Genomic DNA, 19338 nt, shown 5'->3' with positions numbered 1-19338 from the left:
AGTGGTTTTGCTTATTTTATCAGACTTTTTCTGACATTTTCTGATATCTCTTACAAAATGTGACTTTCTTGGAGAGAGATATTGTGTAACATTAATTACATTTAATTACAGTCGATAGGAGACTAAAAGGAAAAGTTATGTATATGATATAATTACGGAATTAAAGGATGTAATTTAATGGCTAAAATTGAATACCATGTTGTTTATTTCGTCGTTAGGCAAGTAGGAGAATCAAGCTATGTCTGTATTCAATAGCAATGATGAAGAGCAAGCAATAAACTGGTTAGAAACTCTGAAGGAAAAACTGCAAGTAGCGCAGGGTAAAAAATTCACTTTTCTATTGGTTGGTCGTACAGGAGTGGGAAAGTCAAGCACTGTAAATAGTTTGATGGGTAAAACAATTGCTGTAGTCGGTGACTATGAACCTTGTACAATGGATATTAAAAAGTATGAGAATGAACTCAATGGGATTAATTTTACTATAATTGATACTCCTGGCTTGTGCGATGATCTTGAGGAAGTTGGAAATGATTATAAATATTTAGAACGTATGCGTTCCGATGTCAGCCAGGTTGACTCTATGTGGTTTGTCAGCCGTTTAGATGAAACAAGAGTTACTAATGACGAAAAACGAGGAATCAAACTGATTTCTGAGGCTTTCAATTCAAAAATTTGGGAACAAGCTGTCATTATCTTTACTTTTGCAGGTGCAAAGAATGCCTCAGACTATCCGATTGCATTGGACAAAAGGACGGAACTTATTCGGAAAGAGATCGCTAAATACACGGGCATTGGAATAGCAAATAACGTTCCGTCAGTTGCAGTTGATAATAAAAATGAGAGAACTCCAGATGGAGAAAAATGGTTAGGTGAACTTTATACCCAGATATATGCAAGGATTTCTGCTAAAGGTGCAGCACCATTTTTAATGGCAACTGTAGAGCGAGTCAAACGACCTGAAAAAGAAAGAGAAGTTATAATAGAAAAAATCTATGAGCCAGCCCCAACATATACACCTATTGAGCTTAACGAGAGGCAGACAGCAGTAGTCACAAATAAGACTGCTGAAGTGTTAGGGCTTGCAAGTGCGGGAGCAAGTGTTGGGGCTGTAATTGGCTCTCTAGCAGGGCCAGTCGGTTCTGCTGTCGGGGGTGCAATTGGTGCAGCAATAGGATTTTTTGGTGGGTTGTTCCGTTGGTAAGGTATGCGTAAATTTCTACTGGTAGGACGGACAGGTGTTGGCAAATCAAGTTTTATCAATGCCACGTTTGGTAGTTATATTGCTGAGACTTCAGAGTATGAAGCTTGTACAAAACTTGTTGAGCATTATGCTTACAAAACTCATCTAGGCGATGTGTCTCTTATCGATACACCTGGATTAGCTGAGGATGACGAAGCCTGTGATGAAGCCTACCTATCTTTAGTACGGGCTAAAGTTAATTTAGCTCAGATTTATGCAACCATCTATGTGAGTAGGCTTAACGAAACTCGTTTTCGGCCAGACGAAAAGCGAACACTACGCCTTTTGACTGATCGACTTGGTGCATCTATTTGGAATCGCTCTATCCTGGTTTTAACGTTTGCTGCATCTGTACCTAACCATCAACTAGAGATAGTTGCAGAAAAAAGGAGTCAACAAATTTTTGAGTTTCTCCAAAATCTCACAAAAGAACAAGATATTGACAAAATATTTCAAGGATTTGAGCAAACATGGTTAGTTGATAATATTGTAGAAAATTGGACATCTGATGGATTACCTATTCTCTCATTATTAACAGATTGATCTCTAATCGGTTCCTTTCGCGGTTAATTCTACTCATTAACTAATTAGACAAGAAACCAGCAATTTAGTTTACCCTAGCCTTATATCAAAAGCGATCGCCCTTCCTTAACTGAGGTGCGATCGCACTTTCCCTTTATACCCTAGATCGCAGTTCATCAAATTCTGCTTCTGAATCTTCCTTAGTAAAGATTACATCCTCATAGATAGCATCAATACCTGTGCAAAAATTTACGCTAGACAAGTGAATTTCGCTTCCTTGAGTATAGGAATACAAAACCCACAATCCTTCAGCATTGCGACGAAAACACTCTACCCGCTCACGTTTTTGGCTAATTAACACCTACTCTTGAAGCGTTTCTCATTCTTGATAGTCAGCCCACTTATCGCCCCAATCGAATCCTTCAGCACCATTTGACAAAACCTCAACAATTAAACGAGGGAATTTTTTATAATATTGAAAAGCTTTGGCCCGTTCATCGCACGTTACAATCACGTCAGGATAGTAGTAAATATTCTAAGATTCAATTCTAACTTTCATGTCCGACATATAGACACGACGGCCACTACCCCTAACATGATTTCTCAACAGTGCCAATAAGTTGCCGGCAACAGTCACGTGAGCATCACTTGCACCAGTCCTTGCATAGGTTTCTCCCTGAATATCCCTATGTCTGGGACTAAAACGACAACCAAGATGCGGGGTATTAGGGCGTTCCTTCTCAGATCGTTGTAGTTCTTGACTTTGAGCGGAAATCTCATCGGATCGCCATCTATTACATCCCTGGAAGTACATTTTAACTGTAACTTCAACTCGGGAAAACTAACGCTTCCTTCACCGCTGCCAGCAGTGATTTGCAGTTCCATGCTGTCAAAGTCTAACTCTAGCCGATCGACTGAAAAACCTGCAACTGCCGCCACAGCGGGTACATAAGCTTTACTGAAAAGTTCTTTCTGCTAATTTACCTCTATTCACCACCTTTCCTAAAAAAACCCGGTTTCTTGAAGGGAGAAACCGGGTTTTTCACACTCAAACTGCGTGTTTTCGATACCAATCAATCGTATTTTTCAACCCTTCCTTAAACTTTACTTCCGCAACAAAACCAAACTTTTCCTTAGCCCTTTGGGTATCCAAACAGCGGCGCGGCTGACCGTTCGGTTTGTCTGTTTCCCAAACAATTTCACCCTCAAATCCCATCAATTCGCAAATCGTTTCCACTAAATCGCGAATTTTAACTTCGCTATTCGTTCCCAAATTAACCGGGTCAGATTCACTGTAATCTTGCGTGGCCATCACAATTCCTCGGGCGGCATCTGTGGAATACAAAAACTCGCGACTAGGGCTGCCGTCGCCCCAAACTGGCAATGTTTTGTCTCCCCTTTCTTGGGCTTCGTAGACTTTGCGAATTAATGCGGGGATGACGTGGGAACTTTTCGGGTCAAAGTTATCTTCCGGGCCGTACAGATTTACTGGTAGCAAGTAGATACCGTTGAATCCGTACTGCTGGCGGTAGGATTGCAGTTGCACTAATAAGGCTTTTTTCGCTACTCCGTAAGGTGCGTTAGTTACCTCTGGATAGCCGTTCCAGAGGTCATCTTCTTTGAAAGGAACTGGGGTCAAGTTGGGATAAGCGCAAATCGTGCCGACGCAGACAAATTTTTCGACTCCTGCTTCGTAGGCGGCGTGGATTAGTTGCGCGCCCATCATCAAATTGTCGTAAAATAATTCAGCGGGTTTGACTAGGTTTAAACCGATGCCGCCGACGTGGGCTGCGAGGTGTATGATGATATCTTGTTGGTCGGCGGCGCGCTTGCAATTTTCCATGACGCGGAGGTCGCAGTCGCGCGATCGAGTCACGGAAATTTTATCAGCATCGGCCCCTGCTTTCACTAGCTGGTCGATTACCTGACGGCCCAAGAAACCGGCGCCGCCCGTGACTTGAATGCGTTTGCTGCTTAAATCCAAGCTGGTCATAATTTTAGCCTCGGTATTTTGAATAAGGGTCGATCGACAATTTCAATTCTAAAATTGTTGCTTTAGCAAAAAAAGGTTTGAGGTACAGGACGCAGTTGCCCACAAATCTGCTTTAGCTGCTGCTGATAGGGACTGCTCCGTGCACACCCGAAAGTTAGATTTATTAGTAGCGAGTCCTCAACTATCATTTTAATGTTCTTTTTAGCCCCCACAGCAAAAAATTTTGCGAGCAATTAAGCTGGCTCTGTGAATGCCGATCGCGCTACGCTAATAGCTCTAACAATCCTCCGATCAGTTATGAACTCTGTGCAGGGGCAATCCCCCCGATCCGCGCCTTTCGCCAATCGGGGCAGACACGGGGCCCTACCCCTACAAATTCTTCGCACTGACCGCTTTGTTTAGCGGCTTAATCAAATCCGTTGCCCGAACCCCGACCTTGCTGGTCTAAAGCTTTCATGTCCGCATCTACCATTAAATGTACTAACTCCTGAAAAGTTACAGAAGGTTCCCAATTTAATTGCTGGCGCGCCTTAGTCGAATCGCCAATCAACAGTTCGACTTCTGCCGGACGCAAGTAGCGTTCGTCGAACTCCACATATTTTTGCCAATCTAAATTGACGTAAGTAAAAGCCAAATCGAGAAATTCCTTAATGGAATGGGTCTCGTTGGTAGCAATGACATAATCGTCAGGCTTGTCTTGTTGCAGCATCAGCCACATCGCCTGCACGTAGTCTTTAGCATAGCCCCAGTCGCGCTTGGAATCGAGATTGCCCAAGTAAATCTTTTTCTGCTTGCCTGCGACTATTCTGGCAACGGCGCGAGTAATTTTGCGAGTTACAAAAGTTTCGCCGCGGCGGGGAGATTCGTGATTGAACAAGATGCCGTTGCAGGCAAAAAGTCCGTAAGATTCGCGATAATTTATTGTTTGCCAGTGCCCGTAAACTTTGGCGCAGGCGTAAGGACTTCTGGGATAAAAAGGAGTTGTTTCCTTCTGCGGAACTTCCTGCACCAAGCCAAACATTTCCGAAGAACCTGCTTGATAGAACCGCACTTCTATGCCGGTGCGGTGCTGATAGTCCCGAATTGCTTCTAGCAGCCGCAATACTCCCATGCCTACTGCGTCAACCGTATATTCCGGCGAGTCAAAACTGACTCGAACGTGAGATTGAGCGCCTAAGTTATAAATTTCTACCGGCTGAACTTCTTCCAATATCCGGCGGAGAGTGGTGCCGTCCGTCAAGTCGCCGTAGTGTAGAAACAGGCGCGCACCCTCGCTGTGAGGATCGACATAGATGTGGTCAATTCGATCGGTATTGAAACTAGAACTGCGCCGGATAATGCCGTGAACTTCATATCCTTTCTCTAACAGTAATTCGCTCAAGTAGGAGCCGTCTTGACCTGTAATACCTGTTATTAGCGCTCGCTTACGTTGCGTCATCTGATTTTCCTTTGACAGGCTGTGTTAATTCACAATAAATTTTTTGGCAGAGGCTGTTGCTCCCTGCCGGCCGTATTCTCAAACTATACCTTCACTGCTTTATAAAACTTACTCAAACTTAACTTTAGTTACCTAAAGCCAGTTGAAGTTTACTTCCTACGCTGTTGGGTAGTGGGCTATCTCCAGATAAGTAGGCTATCCCCCTTAAGCCAAAGGTTATAGAATTAAGTTTAGCACCTAAACCTAAAGTAGTCTATCTAGAAGAACGGATCTTTCTAGATGAAGAAGAGGTAGGTTTATTTAACTATTTGCCCCTTTAGTTAAGCTCACAATTCTTCGATCGGCATCCAGGAACTGTTTAGTTTTGACAAAGAGTTTGTCGCTGATTGTCAGTAGTCAGCATCAGTGGTCAGTAACAAATAAAACTAACTACCGATTGCTGACTGCGGACAAAAATTAATATGCGCCGTTATTTTTGGGAAAAATCACAACTCCAATTGTTTTGAAAACAATCCACATATCCATCCAAAGGTTTTTGTCATTTGCGTAATAGAGGTCGATTTGGACTCGGCGGGGATAGGGAATGTCGTTGCGACCGGACACTTGCCACAAGCCTGTAATTCCAGGTCTTATGGTGAGAATTTTGTTGATGTGACGACCGTATCTCGGCAGTTCTTCTTCAACTAAAGGTCTCGGTCCGACGACGCTCATATCTCCTTTTAAAACATTCCAAAACTGGGGAAACTCGTCTAAACTGGTCATTCGTAAAAATCTTCCAATCCAGGTAATTCGAGGGTCTTGTTTCAGCTTGAAATTGTCCTCAAACTCTTGACGCAAATGCGGAGAATTTTCCATGATTTCCAGCAAAATATCGTCCGCATTTTCCACCATCGTTCTGAATTTAAGGCAATAAAACCTTTTACGGTTTTTGCCTACTCGTTCCTGTACGTAAAAAATAGGACCGGGCGAGCTTAAGGCGATTAAGAAAGCCAAAAGCAGGTAAACCGGAGCAAACAGGATCAGAACCGATAAGGAAAACAGGATGTCAAATAACCGCTTGAAAAGTTCTCCGTCGAGGTTCTGTAGAGAACGACTTATGCGTCTATCTCCTTGCAGGACAGACCCAAAACCGCGTCTTGCGATCGCTCGAATTACCTTGCCGGAGATTAGTTGGCTGTCGGCAGTCATCTTACTCCTTCACTTCACACCACACACAGTCCTGATCATAAAGCCTCAAGACGCTTTGTTCTCTGAATTATGTTTCCAATACTCAATTTTCTGCCTTCCGAAGGCTTCAAAAGGCAGAAGGAAGAAGGAAGAGGGCTTCTGGCGGCAGAAGGAAAAAGGCACAAGGCACTTATGCAGAGGTCTTCTGAAGGCACTTATACAAAGGCAGAAGGAAGATTGTCCCGCTATCGGGTTCTGGCACTCTCAAGCCCCAGACTCGGTAAAATCACGCGAGTGAAATTCCTGATAGCAGCGTTCCACAAAAGCTAGATAGCGCTGCCCAAAAACTTCGGGGGCAAACTGTTCAGCGCGCAACCTGCAGATTTCTGGCCGAAATTTGCCTTGCAACTGCTCAAATTCCTCGACAGCTTCGACTAATGCTGCGGCGGTTTGGGAGGAAAAAAATAAACCAGTCCCTGTCTCTGGGTGTTGGCGAATGTCGAGCACTGTCTCCAAAGCGCCCCCTGCTGCATAGGAAATTACCGGTGTTCCGCAAGCTTGAGCCTCTACCAAAGCTATGCCAAAATCTTCGCAAGCTGCATATACAAAGGCTTTCGCCTCTGCCATGTACTTTTCAACTATGGAGGCGGGCTGCCAGCCGAGCACTTGCACGTTGGGTTTGGCGATTTGCCGAATCATTTCTAATTCTGGCCCGGTGCCGATGACAATTAGAGTATGCCCGAGTTGATTGAATGCTTGGACGATCGCACTTACGTTTTTGTAACTTACTAACCGACAAACTGTGACGTAAAAGTCTTGTTTTTGTCGCATCAAGGAAAATCGCTCGATATTTACCGGCGGATAAATCACCTGGGCCCGCCGCCGATAGCACCGCCAAATTCGGCGCGCAGTGTGTTGAGAGTTAGCGATGAAATAATCAACACGATTGGCGGAAATTACGTCCCACTGTCGCAGTCGATGCAACAAATATCGCGTCAGCAGACCTTGGATGCCCCGTCCGGCTTTGCTGCTACGCAAATAGTCAAAAGTTAAGTCCCAAGCGTAGCGCATGGGAGTGTGGCAGTAGCAAACGTGCAGTTGCTGGGGACTGGTGAGGATGCCTTTGGCGACAGCATGGGATGATGAGAGGATGATGTCGTATTGTCGCAGATCTAGTTGTTCGATCGCGATCGGCAGAAATGGCAAATATTTTTGGACACCGCTGCGGGCTCCGGGAAAATGCTGCAAAAATGTTGTGCCAATCTGTCGCCCGAAAAGATAGCTTTCGGGATTGGCAGATTCAAAGTCGATGAGGGCATAGACATCTGCCTCGTCTACGTGTTTGAGGATTTCCTGTACTACGAGTTCTGAACCGCCAGTAGCTAAGGGCGTCAACCATTCGTGAACTAGGGCGTATTTGAGTTTTTTCACTTGTATTTGTAGCCAATCAAACGATTTGTTAGCGCCAGTGCTGTCAATATTAGTCTTACTGAGGGATAACTTACGCAATATCCGGCCATCAACCAGGTTTCTATGTAGGTATCTAGGTCAAACCAAGGATTTTGGGAATAAACGGAGTTTTTGTCAAATCAAGCACAGCAAAACTGCACTCTCCGGCAGTGATTTCCCCGATTGTTGACAAGAAATACTATTAGGCGGAATACTAAAGGTGATTTGCGAGCGCCTAAATCTTCGGAATCGGCGATCGACCGTAATGTGGTGTGAGGAAAAAATGTCCAAATTTTTGTGGAAGGGACTTTTAGTTAGTCCGGGTGTATTGGCAGCAAGTTTAGTCATATCTTCGACGGCGCTAGCAGAGCAACCTGTAGAAATTTCCACGGCAGCTCAACCTGATAAATTGCAATTAGCAGGTGCTGCAACCGAGGCAGCCAAGTCTGAGACAGCAAAGCCTGAGACGGTCGAACCAGCGTCACTAGCGAGCAAATCAACTGTTGAAACTATTGAGAAAGAAAGTGCGAACCTCTACGAGGGCTTCACTAACGATTTGATCGCCCCAGTTGCCGAACAAGCAAAAGCACCGGAAGTTGCAGCAGCAGATTTAAGCGAAACCAAACCCGCAGTAGCGCCCGCAAATTTAAGTCCCGAACAACCTGTCGCGGAGCAAATCCCCGCAGTAGCGCCCGCAAACTTAAGCGAAACGCCACCCCCCGCACCACTGGCTAATTTAAACGCAGAAAAAGCGGCCGCACAGCCCGATCAGATTTCGCAATCCACTGATTCAAGTGCCCAACCTCAAGCACAGTCTAATCTTTTAGAACAAATCAATGAATACAGCACAGAAGGCAGTAGCAGCGAAGATGCGGCCGGCCAAGTAACATCTGTATCGCAACTTTCCGACGTTCGGCCCACCGATTGGGCTTTTCAAGCTTTGCAGTCTCTAGTAGAGCGCTACGGGTGCATAGCTGGCTATCCTGACGGCACTTTTCGCGGCAACCGGGCGATGACTCGCTACGAGTTTGCAGCAGGTTTAAATGCGTGTTTGGATAAAGTTAGCGAGCTGATTCAAGGCGGTTCCAGAAATCTGGCGACGCGAGAAGATTTGGCTTCTGTGCAAAGGTTGCAAGAAGAATTTGCGGCAGAATTGGCAACTTTGCGCGGCCGCGTCGATGTTTTGGAAGCGCGCGCGTCTGAATTAGAAGCAAATCAGTTTTCAACTACGACTAAACTCAACGGCGAAGTGATATTTGGTTTGGCCGGTATCGCCAGGGGAGATGATGCCGAGGGCCGCGAAGCTGATAAAGCCACGGCTTTTGGCAGCCGGGTTCGGATCAATTTTGACACGAGTTTTTCTGGAGAAGATTTGCTCAGAACTCGACTGCAAGTTTTGAATCTGGGTGCGTTTTCTACTAATAATACGAAAACTGCTGAAGGGGAATTGCGGTTTAATGTCGGGCCTTTTGGCGAGGCTAACAATATAGTAGCTTTAGATGCGCTGCTTTACCAATTCCCTATCGGCAAAAGCACTACTGTAATTCTAGAAGCCAACGCCGGCGCTGCTGATGATTTTGTTAACACTGTCAACCCTTACTTTGACGGAGACGGCAGCTACGGCGCTCTTTCTAACTTCGGTACTCGCAACCCAATTTACTATTTGCTTGGTGGTTCTGGCATCGCTCTGCGGCATCAGTTTGGGGAAAAACTGGAGCTGAGTTTGGGATATTTGGCCGGCAATGCTGCGAACCCGACGCGGGGAAATGGTTTGTTTAATGGTTCTTACGGCGGTTTGGCTCAGTTGACTTTTACACCGAGCGACAGCATTGCTTTAGGTTTAACTTACGTTAATTCCTACAGCTTAATTACCAATACCGGCAGCAATGCTTCTAATTTTCCGCAGCGTCTCGGTTCCTTCGGGTTCGACAGCGATACCACTCTCCCGATTTCTAGCAATTCCTACGGGGCGCAAGCTTCGTGGCAGTTGAGCCGGAGATTTGCAATTGGCGGTTGGGCGGGTTACACCAACCAGCGCATTTTATCCAACTTGGCTACTCCTACGGGTTCTGTGCAGCGGGGCGATCAAAAAATCTGGAACTGGGCAGTTACTTTGGCTTTTCCAGATTTGTTGAAAGAAGGAAATGTGGCGGGGATTGTCGTAGGTATGGAGCCGCGGGTAACGAGTTCTACTAATCGGACTTTGCCGGAAGATAAGGATACTTCGCTGCACGTTGAAGGTTTCTACCAGTTTAAGTTGAGCGACAATATTTCTATCACTCCTGGTCTGATTTGGCTGACTGCTCCCGACCACAATAAGAATAATTCTGATTTGGTGATTGGGGTTGTCAGAACGACGTTTACTTTCTAGGAGCAGCCCTTGGGGATTTGAGATTTGAGATTTTAGATTTTAGATTGGCAGTTTTAATCTAAAATCTCAAATTCCCAATCTAAAATTCTCCGAGCATGGGTTTAAGGTTTCAACAAAAACGACCAGCTTTAGCAAAAGCTGGTCTGCACAAATAGTTAAATCCGTTGTGTTGTGTTCCCACAGTGTTTTTCTCACAGTGAGGAAACCCAAGTTGCACGTTTCTTTGCAAAGGGTTCTAAAAGAAATATCATCTCTCTTAAGCGGTATTATAACAACAAAATTTAATTTTCTGTAATAAAACTTTACGTTACAAAGAAATTTTAATTGTGAGGGGTCGCTCGAAGTATTACTCACTTTGTATAGTCCAACCGATTTGTAAACCCGGTTCCTGCGTAGGTTTATCGGTTGCAAACCCGTTATTTTGCGTATAAACCCGGTTTCGGTTGCCGATCGACCACCTTACTCACCTTATATAAATCAAGCAGGCGCTTGCTGCGGTCTGCCCCAGACAATCCGCTCCTGCTTGTATACAACCATACCAGGTTTAGCACCTTTCGGCTTGTATACATATTTCGGTTCTGTATAAACCACCGGAACTTGTTCGCTGTGGCGGGCGCGACTGTAGTAAGCAGTCATGTCGGCCGCAAATTGCAAATCGGTTTCTTCAGCCACAGTACCGGGTTTGAGACGCAGCAAAGCGTGACTTCCGGGAATCTCTAGGGTGTGGAACCACAAGTCGTAGTCGTTGGCGGTGCGAAAAGTGAGTTGGTCGTTTTGGCGATTGTTGCGCCCGATTAATAATTCAAAGCCGCTGGGGGTTTGGTAGCGGTGAAATTCGATCGCAGCATTTTTGTCGGTACTGCGGTAATCTGGTACGTCTAGATATTTTTGCTGGATCAGTTCTTCGCGGATTTCGGCGAGGGTTTGCAAATCTTGGGTGTGGCGGTAGGTTTCCAACACCGAAAGTGCGACTTCAACTTGTTCTAAATAGTCGATTTCTTCCTGTACGGCGGCTAACAAAGGTTCTACTGCAATGCGAGCTCTTTTAAGTTTTTGGTGTTTTTTGTAGAGGGCTTGAGCGTTTTGAACGGCGTTTTTTTCCGGGTTTAGGGCAATGATAACTGGTTTCTCGGTTTCAAAGTCAGGGAGAGAAATTGATTTCATTCCCGGTTCCCAATGCTGCAAATTGGCCATCAGCAAGTCGGCTTGGGATTTGTGCGTGTCTGCATCTGCAGATTGCTGCAAGCGTTCTTTAAATGTGTTGGCTTTGAGGCGCAGTTTTGCCAGGACGTTGTTGAGTTTTTGGGTAAGCTGATGCCGCAGTTGGGCGAATACTTCTTGATTGATTTCGCCTGTGTAATAGCTGTTAAGTATTTCTTGAACGGAAGAGGAGGAAGAAGGAACAGAGGAGTTAGATTCGTTTCCAGGTTCTGCCTCTTTTGCATCAGGTGCGGGCCAATCGATGACGGTGTAGCCTTCGGGGGTAAAACTCGGTTGAAATTTGGAGTTTTCTAGGCATTGCAGCCAGTATAGCCAGCGCTGGAACAGTTGCTGCCATTCGTCGGGATTGAGGCTGTCGGTGGATTGTTCGGGGTCTAAATTTGCCGATCGAATCATTGACAAAACTAAGGCTTTACTCATCCCTCGGTAATTCTTCAACAGATTGCCCTTTAATTGCCCAGGAACCAGGCTAATTCGTGATTGCCAGCGGTTTTGAGATTCGCTCAGGCTAGGCACTGCATCGGTCAAAGACGGGGGCATTTCGTAGGGTTGCCCGGTTTGGATGGGACGGACGGTGGACTGTTTGGCGCTGACTTGGTGGGCGCAGGTGACAACGAGGTTGTCTTGGGCGGTGAGGATGACGTTGCTGTACTTGCCCATGATTTCGGCGTAGAGGTGCCAGAGGGCGGGTTCTCCCGGGCGTTTGGCGAATTGCAAGTCGATGACTCTTTCCCAGGATGAAACAGGGGCGATGGAAACTAAGGCTAAACCGCTGAGTTGGTGCCGCAGTTGTTCGCTGAAGGTGAAGGTATCGGGAATGCGGGGCGGGGGGTCGCCTACGCAGATGCGGGCGGCCACAGGATGCCAGGAAAGGTCAATCCAGCCGCGCCCTTTCATGGTACGCAGCGCCAGGGACACGGTGAAGCGATCGCGCTGGTAGACTTGTTCTAAGCGCGCTGGCAGCCATTGGGCTCGCAGTTCGCTGCAAGCTGCGGTTAAAGTTGTAAAGTCTACGGGTTGCACGGTGGCCTCTTTGCGATCGAACTATCTATTTCTATGCTGACAGATATCGGTCACATTTTACTAACTATATCAAATTATTGTTTACTCTTGCTTGGCGTCGCTATGAAAGCGCTTCAATAATTCTGTTAACAAATAACAAATAACTAATAGACATCTCCTAAAAAGCAGATTTTGAACTGGCACGGTGCCTGTTCCAAAAGAATTATGGGAGATGTCTAATAACAACTAACTAATAACTTCCTTAATTAATTGCAAATGTTTGTACAAAGGTGCGATCGTATTGGCTGCGATCGCCCCGCTAGCAGCAACAGCCGGCAAACCAATTCCCGGAAACGTCGAATCTCCGCAGCAAAACAGCCCTGCTAAAGGCGTTTTCGGCCCGGGAAACAAGCCGCTACCCGCCCGAATTCCGGGCCCGTAGGAACCGCGATGGCGGCGCAAAAACCGTTCGTGGGTTAGGGGTGTCCCAACTAAGGTGACTTCGCAGCGCGATCGAATATCGGGGATAATTCTCTCTAAGGCTTCCCACATTACCTCGGCGCGCGCTTGTTTTTGCAGCTTGTACTCTTCGCTGGTGCGATCGAGCTTTTGCCACAAATCGTAAGGCTCGTTTCCCGGGGTATATGCGTGAATGACGTGCTTTCCCGGAGGCGCGAGGTCGGGGTCGAGCAGGGAGGGGATCGAGACGAGAACGACGTTCTGAGGGGCGGAAACGCCCATTTCCCAGTCTTTCACGAAGATGTAGTGACAAGCCAAGTCCGATCGCACTCCGGCAGCATCAATTCCCAGATGCAGGTGCATGAAGCTGTCGCACTCGGGCGTCGCCTGCCGCTGTTGCCGAAACCTTTGCGGGACTGAGGTTTCAGGCAACAGTTTCAGGGTATCCCAAACGGAAGCGTTGGAGACGACGGCTTTGTGCGATCGAATAATTTTGCCCGATCGCAGCCGCACGCCGGCAGCCCGGTTGTTTTCCACCAAAACTTCTGCAACGTGGGAATTTAGCAGCAACTGCCCTCCGTGGCGCTCTAAACCCCGTACCAGGGCATTTACCAGAGCTGCACTACCGCCGATCGGATAGTCCAAAACTGCATTGGGGCGATACCAGTCGGCGAACATGAAAGCGACTTCGGCTGCGATCGTTCCGTCGGCGGGAAGTCCAGACAGCAGGAAACACAACAAATTCAGCCAATTTCGGACAAACGGATCTTTGGCATTTTTGTCCATAATTTTGCTGAAAGGGCCTGCAAGTGCGATCGCGTCGCCAGCACTTTGCAGGAAAGCTGGCGCAAATTGGCCGAGGGTAAAAACACTGCCCAAATCGAAGCGCAAAGCCAGGGATGGCAAGGCTATGGCAGCTTTGGCGTAGGGTTCCATGACGCGCTGGAGTTGCCGCCATTCGGCGACGGCTGCGGCGCCGCGCAGTTGTGCGAGCACTTCGCCAAATTGACTCGCACCGACGGATGTGTCGAAATCGCCTTCTGGCAAACAGCAACCCCAGGTATCGTAGGTGATGCAGGGGAGTTTTTCGCCGATGGCATCCAAAACTTGCCGCAGGGGATTCGCAGACGGGCTGTAGGATAATCCTGAGTACAGGGAGGGCCCGGAGTCGAAGCTAAATCCGTCGCGTTCAAAACCGTGTGCGGCCCCGCCCGCGATCGAATGGCTTTCGCAGACAATCACGTCAAAGCCATAGCGGGCTAGCAGTGCACCGCAACTTAACCCGCCAATGCCGCTGCCGATGACGATGATTTCTGTGTCTGTGGGGGCGATCGCAACCATGTTTTTCTCCGCTACATCAGCTAATATTATCTCTGTTACCAACAATAAAACTGGTTTGTATATTAAATGGAAAATATATCTATTCTAGAACAAGCTGCTAAATCTAATTCTAAACCATCTTCCAACGCTGTAGTTGCCGCCCTCCTAGAAGCTGAGAAAAGCGCGAAAAAAAACAAAATTCGCTATTCTTTCGAGCAATTAATCGGCAACTGGCAACTCTGCTTTATCACCGGCACGAAAAAGACTCGACAAAAAGCGGGAATTGTCTTGGGTGCGGGACGTTACATCCCTGAGTGGATTGCGAAAATTCAAATTGCTTATGCGGCGGAACCTGTTGCTGAAGGGGAAGCGCCTAGCGAAACCGGCAGGGTGGAGAATTCGGTGCAAGTTGGGGCGATCGAACTAACTCTTTCCGGGCCGACTAAGTTTTTGCCTAATAATATTTTAGCTTTTGATTTTACCAGAATTACTGTGAAAGTGTTGGGTAAAACTGTGTATCAAGGATTTATTCGCGGTGGTGAAGCGCGGGAGGCGGATTTTTTTAGTGTGAGTGTGGGGAAGCAGGCATTTTTTGCATATTTTCTGGTAGAAGATGGGATAATTGCGGCTAGGGGAAGGGGCGGTGGATTGGCTTTGTGGGGGAGAGTTTAGCAGTTCTTAATTGCCTGGAATACAGCAGGGAAATAACCTGGTTTATTGGGGAATTGGCGGGATATTTGTTCTGCTTGGCGGTTGACTTCTGTTGTTTACTTCATCAATATTACGCAAAGTAGCAGCTTCCCGGGCGCGATCGCCCACTTCGCGCCGAATTGGTAAAGCTTGGTTAAAGTATTTCAATGCTTCTTGGGGTTGGGAAAAGTTGTTGGACGCTAAACCAATCTTATTCAAAGTAGCAGATTCCCCCCTTCGCTCGCCAAAGGTATCGACTGCGGGTAATCTTGATTGTTATATCGTCTGTTGGTAAGCAGTTCTAGTATTTCGACTAGGGAATTGACACAGAGCCAAATCATAAACTATATTAGAGACATGGATGCAGCAGAAATGCTCTAAGCATGATATCCTGTTACCAACTAGGGTCGAGGAAATTCCGGTAAAAACGTTCTGAATAGCAAAATTTATTTTTTGACGAAGGCTCTTTAATGAGCTTTTCTTATTTTATTGGCTCGCTAATTACTTTTTACAAATATAAAAATGAACGTCCATCAAAAATCCTTTAAATTGATCTTGGCCGGGAACAGAAATGTACCTGCAATGATAAATGCTATTATTAGAGCTACCCTTCAGGCTCGAATCGATACAAACAATGACGATTTAACTTTTCGTCAAGTACACGTCTTTCATACCGAGCAATCATTGCAAGCTCTGACAGATTCAACATCTTGGCAAGACGCTCTGAGCCACTATAAGATTTCCTCAACCAGTTTGGTACATCATGTCACAAAAATCGAGGATTCTAATGTTGATAGATTTAGAGATCTTGTAGAACAATTACGGACGATAGTTAATCCACTTGACAACACACAAAACTACGTTGATCTAACAAACGGTATTTCATCTCTCAAATCTATCCTTGCTGTTTTTGCTTATGTACTTGATATAGATAATATCTATTCCCTAGAAACAGATTTTTCTGATGATCCAGTTACAAGAAAAAAGCAAGCTAGTCTTTTTTATCACGAACTTGAACAAGAAGCAGGCGTAAGCATAGAATATCGCAAGTTTCCACCGATTGGAGAATTTGATACTATTGGCAAGTTTAATTACACAGAAGTTTTACGACATCGTTCAATGATTAACCAGCTTATGATTGATTTGAAAAAATTGTTGCCTTCTGGACGTGATATTGAGCATTTGCGAGAGTCACTGTTGTCCGGCGTGCATTATCGTTTGCTTGGTGAGGTTACTAAAGAATCATACAGTTACCGTCATTCCATTTTTGCATCCTCGGCTGGCATTGAGGAAGTCGCAAATATCATTCTTAGTGTTGTTAAAAATGCTGATTTAGAAAATAAAACACTTGGTCAAAAGCTAGGTGAAGTGAGAGATCTTTTTGCCAAAAATCCCAAATACTTTGTTAATATAGAAATGCTAGAAAACCTTACTAAGCTCATTACTTCGATACGTAATGATATTGCTCATCCCTCTACCGAAAATGGACATTCAAAAGAAATAACAGCTATTCAATCCAGTTTATCTTCTCAATTGGCATTTACCTTTCTGCAATTTACAACTAAAACATTAGGTGCTTTTATAGATCAAAATGGTCAACTTGTAAATATCAAAAATCTGGAAGCTCCCATCGAAGAGGATGAAACAGTGTTTTATTTTGGTTTTGACGGTGATTCTACTGGAGACTATTTAGATAGAGCATTTGGAGAATCAAGTGAAGAAGAAGTGAGAAAACGTAGTAAGACAGTAAAGGGCGCAATTGAGGCGTTGAAGAAGCTCATATACAAAGAAACCAAAGATGATAAAAGTGTATTTTTTGCGGAAGGAGATAATATTCTTTTCAAATCGCGCTATAAAGTTAGTTTACTCAATGAGATGCAAAGAATTTATACAGTCCAAACTGGATTAACTGGCAGCATAGGATATGGCAAAACTTTGCCAGAGGTTTCGTTGGCAATGCGTTTATCTAAGGCCAAAGGTGGAGACAGCATTATGGGTATAGCTTTACTCGATTCGGGAGAAACAAATAACACAGAGCTAACCGTAGACTAAGAGTTGGCAAGATGAAAGCATGGGGACATACCGCCAGAGGTTTGAAACCTAAATTTTCGCCCCTCTGCCTACCCCCTAAATCTCTCGCCCAAACATCACATCACCCATTTCCCGCCGGTATGCGGACAGTGAAAATAGACCCTTTTCCCTCTTCGCTTTCTACCAAAATTTCCCCGCCCATCATGTGACAGTAGTAGCGGCTAAGTGTCAGCCCCAATCCAGCGCCGTCGTAAGGTCGCGTTGTTGAACAGTCAGCTTGCACAAAAGCTTCAAACAATTTGTGCTGTTGTTCTTCCGACATTCCAATTCCGGTATCCTTAACCGATAAGCAAATCCAATCCGACTCTTCAACATTCAGTAGGGGACAAGCGATCGCCGCAGAATGAGTTTCATCGGCAGCCATTGAATCGTCAATCGCCGATCGATCTGCTGTATTAAATTTTCCGCTTCCTTCAATGCGCCTGACACTCAGTTTAACCCTGCCGTTTTTGGTGAACTTACCAGCATTATTCAGCAAGTGCATCAAAACCTGCCGCACTTTCTTGAAATCTGCGTGCATGATACCCGCAGTTCGATCGCACTCTATTTCTAAAACATTTCCATTTTTCTCTACCCACTGTTTCGCGGCACACGCAACATTGTCAACCAGGGATTCGATGTCAAACTCCTGGATTTCGAGTTTCATACCCCCCGTTTCAATTTTTGACAAATCGAGGATATCGTTAATCAAATCTAGCAGGTGCGTGCCCGCCTTCTGAATCTTGTCCAAGTCGGGTACAAACTCATCGCATCCCGCATCCTGGGCATCTTCTGAAAGTAGTTGACTGTAGCCGATAATCGCATTTAAAGGCGTCCGCAATTCGTGGCTCATATTTGCTAAAAACTGGCTTTTAGCAGTGTTAGCGGTGACGGCGGCTTCCTTAGCTTGTTTTAATTCTTTAGTATGTTGGGAAACTCGCTCGATCAGGTGATTGAGAGACGCAGCTAATGAGCCTATTTCGTCTTGTCCGGTGACGGGGACTCGCAAATCAAAATTCGACTCGGCGGCGACTTTTTCGGCAATCTGAGTGACGCTCACGACTGGTTTGGCGATCGCCCGACTCGTTTGGTAAGCCACCATTCCGGCTACCACTACCGACAGCAGCATACTAAAAATAATGATGGCTTTTTCCATTCCTTGAGCTTCCTCCATCACTTCACCGCCTTGCCCCTCTTGCTGCTGGGCAATATAGAGGATTTTGCTCAATTTCTCAAGGCTGCTGTTGAGCTGTTTTACACCTTCTCCGCTTTCTGTAGCCAACAATTTTCTGGCCGACTCTATCTCCCGAGGTGACAGTTGCGATTGCTGGATTTGCTGCAAAGTTGACTTGAGAGTATCGGCGTAGGATTCTAAATCTTCCGTGCAATCTTGCAGTAAACTTTTGAGAACTTCCGGCTTTGCTGCCTGCCAAGCAGGTTTGCTGTCGGCAAACTTTTCTATACGCAACCGCAGCTCTTTTGCCTGAACAATACTCTTGATAAACTGCTCTTCTTGCAGTTCCAGCATGGCGGAATTATCTACAAAAGAATCTAGCTGCGCTCCCTGCAATTGTGCCGCCAGCGCTGCATCTTTAAAATTCCCGAGCAATTGCGCTTGTAAGTGAGCGTCATTGAATTGTTTTAATCCTTGTCCTTGGTAGTAATCGGCAATCACCAGCCCGCTCATGGAGCCAAGAAATCCGATTCCTATTGCCAGGAAATACCCACCGCCAATTTTTTTATGGATGGACCAACCGCCAATTTTAGATGGCAACATTTTGCGGATTTTTAAGGATGATTTTTCTACAAAATCCTGGCTGGATATGTTTTTGTGTGCGGTTTCTAGAGAACCGACTTGTTCAGAAATAAAGAGCGGCATCAGTTTACCTACCTTGCTATTTTTTTGGTTTACCTTTCGCGGGGTCACAGGTTTTTTCTGCGGGTTAAATGGTTCTAACTCGGAATTGAACTCGCCCTGGCATTCCCAAACCGCAACCGATAAACTTGCTTCGTTCCCTGTTTTTTTGAGCAAGTTAATTTTTGACATATGCAACCACTGTATTCTTTTAAAATCTAGCACGCTCTTAAGTTCTCCAAACGGAAAAGCTTGTCTATTTTCCATTAGACATCTGCGAAAAAGCATCTGAAACTCTTGTCGAGCCCGAGGAGAAACTTAAATTCGGTTGATGTCTAATAGATAATTACCCTGTTGATGGCTGTTGCCAAATTACTTTTTCGACTCGTAAAGGTCAGCAGCAGGCAAAATAAAGAAAAATTTATCCTGGCAGTGTAATTATCCCCGCGTGGAATGTTACAGGCAGAAAATTCTGTCTGATGCGTTTGGCCTGTGAGCTCCCCCAAGCTGATATTGTCTGTTGACAATGCACCCGATTCCT

16 protein-coding genes are annotated in these 19338 nt (G+C 45.7%); 5 read left to right on the top strand and 11 right to left on the bottom strand.

Going from position 1 to position 19338, the window contains the following annotated elements:
* The first annotated feature begins 238 nt into the window (after positions 1-238).
* Both QUA62_RS00670 and QUA62_RS00665 read left to right on the top strand, forming a co-directional pair.
* Entirely contained in the window at positions 239-1201 is a 963-nt protein-coding gene (locus QUA62_RS00670; RefSeq protein ID WP_333401944.1) for a GTPase, read from the top strand.
* Between the two features lie 3 nt (positions 1202-1204).
* On the top strand, positions 1205-1783 hold the full coding sequence (locus tag QUA62_RS00665; protein WP_333401943.1) for a GTPase: 579 nt from the start codon (positions 1205-1207) through the stop codon (positions 1781-1783).
* A gap of 133 nt (positions 1784-1916) precedes the next feature.
* Here the strand turns inward: QUA62_RS00665 and QUA62_RS00660 are convergent, their stop codons facing one another.
* From QUA62_RS00660 to QUA62_RS00630, 7 genes are all read right to left on the bottom strand, one after another.
* Positions 1917-2123 carry a hypothetical protein gene (locus tag QUA62_RS00660; RefSeq protein ID WP_333401942.1) on the bottom strand — a complete coding sequence of 69 codons (207 nt, stop codon included), beginning with the start codon at positions 2121-2123 and terminating at the stop codon, positions 1917-1919.
* A gap of 18 nt (positions 2124-2141) precedes the next feature.
* Positions 2142-2294: a Uma2 family endonuclease gene (locus QUA62_RS00655; RefSeq protein ID WP_333402033.1), complete on the bottom strand. Its 153-nt coding sequence runs from the start codon at positions 2292-2294 to the stop codon at positions 2142-2144.
* Between the two features lie 101 nt (positions 2295-2395).
* Positions 2396-2701 (bottom strand): DUF4365 domain-containing protein, encoded by a 306-nt coding sequence (locus tag QUA62_RS00650; RefSeq protein ID WP_333401941.1) that lies wholly within the window; start codon positions 2699-2701, stop codon positions 2396-2398.
* A 109-nt stretch (positions 2702-2810) separates the two neighbouring features.
* Entirely contained in the window at positions 2811-3755 is a 945-nt protein-coding gene (locus tag QUA62_RS00645; RefSeq protein ID WP_333401940.1) for a GDP-L-fucose synthase, read from the bottom strand.
* 406 nt (positions 3756-4161) lie between these two features.
* Positions 4162-5193, bottom strand: a complete 1032-nt coding sequence (gene gmd / locus QUA62_RS00640; RefSeq protein ID WP_333401939.1) for a GDP-mannose 4,6-dehydratase — start codon at positions 5191-5193, stop codon at positions 4162-4164.
* 456 nt (positions 5194-5649) lie between these two features.
* The gene (locus QUA62_RS00635) at positions 5650-6381 is read right to left on the bottom strand and encodes a sugar transferase (RefSeq protein ID WP_006631924.1); all 732 of its coding nucleotides are present in this window, start codon (positions 6379-6381) and stop codon (positions 5650-5652) included.
* A 243-nt stretch (positions 6382-6624) separates the two neighbouring features.
* On the bottom strand, positions 6625-7791 hold the full coding sequence (locus tag QUA62_RS00630) for a glycosyltransferase (protein WP_333401938.1): 1167 nt from the start codon (positions 7789-7791) through the stop codon (positions 6625-6627).
* A 301-nt stretch (positions 7792-8092) separates the two neighbouring features.
* Between QUA62_RS00630 and QUA62_RS00625 the strand changes: the two genes are divergently transcribed.
* Positions 8093-10180 carry an iron uptake porin gene (locus QUA62_RS00625; RefSeq protein ID WP_333401937.1) on the top strand — a complete coding sequence of 696 codons (2088 nt, stop codon included), beginning with the start codon at positions 8093-8095 and terminating at the stop codon, positions 10178-10180.
* Between the two features lie 477 nt (positions 10181-10657).
* Here QUA62_RS00625 and QUA62_RS00620 read toward each other — a convergent pair whose 3' ends face one another.
* The gene (locus tag QUA62_RS00620; RefSeq protein ID WP_333401936.1) at positions 10658-12424 is read right to left on the bottom strand and encodes an NFACT RNA binding domain-containing protein; all 1767 of its coding nucleotides are present in this window, start codon (positions 12422-12424) and stop codon (positions 10658-10660) included.
* Between the two features lie 225 nt (positions 12425-12649).
* Complete coding sequence (locus QUA62_RS00615; protein WP_333402032.1) at positions 12650-14203, bottom strand: NAD(P)/FAD-dependent oxidoreductase; 1554 nt, start codon at positions 14201-14203, stop codon at positions 12650-12652.
* A 66-nt stretch (positions 14204-14269) separates the two neighbouring features.
* Here QUA62_RS00615 and QUA62_RS00610 point away from each other — a divergent pair, with 66 nt between their 5' ends.
* Positions 14270-14854, top strand: coding sequence for a hypothetical protein (locus tag QUA62_RS00610; protein ID WP_333401935.1), 585 nt, complete (start codon positions 14270-14272; stop codon positions 14852-14854).
* Positions 14855-14896: 42 nt separating this feature from the next.
* Here the strand turns inward: QUA62_RS00610 and QUA62_RS00605 are convergent, their stop codons facing one another.
* Complete coding sequence (locus QUA62_RS00605) at positions 14897-15091, bottom strand: tetratricopeptide repeat protein (protein WP_333401934.1); 195 nt, start codon at positions 15089-15091, stop codon at positions 14897-14899.
* A 303-nt stretch (positions 15092-15394) separates the two neighbouring features.
* Between QUA62_RS00605 and QUA62_RS00600 the strand changes: the two genes are divergently transcribed.
* A complete protein-coding gene (locus QUA62_RS00600; protein WP_333401933.1) occupies positions 15395-16924 on the top strand; it encodes a mCpol domain-containing protein in 1530 nt (509 codons plus the stop codon).
* A gap of 100 nt (positions 16925-17024) precedes the next feature.
* On the opposite strand, the gene QUA62_RS00595 is transcribed toward QUA62_RS00600, so the two are convergent.
* Positions 17025-19064 carry a HAMP domain-containing sensor histidine kinase gene (locus tag QUA62_RS00595; RefSeq protein ID WP_333401932.1) on the bottom strand — a complete coding sequence of 680 codons (2040 nt, stop codon included), beginning with the start codon at positions 19062-19064 and terminating at the stop codon, positions 17025-17027.
* Positions 19065-19338 lie beyond the last annotated feature (274 nt).

This window comes from Microcoleus sp. MON1_C1, assembly GCF_036701945.1.
Classification (GTDB): domain Bacteria; phylum Cyanobacteriota; class Cyanobacteriia; order Cyanobacteriales; family Microcoleaceae; genus Microcoleus.
The sequence above is the reverse complement of the archived record's forward strand: the minus strand, read 5'-3'. Positions and strand labels throughout refer to the sequence as shown.

Coding starts and splice junctions, on each gene's coding strand:
- QUA62_RS00670 (WP_333401944.1), top strand. CDS start 239: ATGTCTGTATTCAATAGCAATGATGAAGAGCAAGCAATAAACTGGTTA.
- QUA62_RS00665 (WP_333401943.1), top strand. CDS start 1,205: ATGCGTAAATTTCTACTGGTAGGACGGACAGGTGTTGGCAAATCAAGT.
- QUA62_RS00645 (WP_333401940.1), bottom strand. CDS start 3,755: ATGACCAGCTTGGATTTAAGCAGCAAACGCATTCAAGTCACGGGCGGC.
- gmd (WP_333401939.1), bottom strand. CDS start 5,193: ATGACGCAACGTAAGCGAGCGCTAATAACAGGTATTACAGGTCAAGAC.
- QUA62_RS00635 (WP_006631924.1), bottom strand. CDS start 6,381: ATGACTGCCGACAGCCAACTAATCTCCGGCAAGGTAATTCGAGCGATC.
- QUA62_RS00625 (WP_333401937.1), top strand. CDS start 8,093: ATGTCCAAATTTTTGTGGAAGGGACTTTTAGTTAGTCCGGGTGTATTG.
- QUA62_RS00615 (WP_333402032.1), bottom strand. CDS start 14,203: ATGGTTGCGATCGCCCCCACAGACACAGAAATCATCGTCATCGGCAGC.
- QUA62_RS00610 (WP_333401935.1), top strand. CDS start 14,270: ATGGAAAATATATCTATTCTAGAACAAGCTGCTAAATCTAATTCTAAA.
- QUA62_RS00600 (WP_333401933.1), top strand. CDS start 15,395: ATGAACGTCCATCAAAAATCCTTTAAATTGATCTTGGCCGGGAACAGA.
- QUA62_RS00595 (WP_333401932.1), bottom strand. CDS start 19,064: ATGGAAAATAGACAAGCTTTTCCGTTTGGAGAACTTAAGAGCGTGCTA.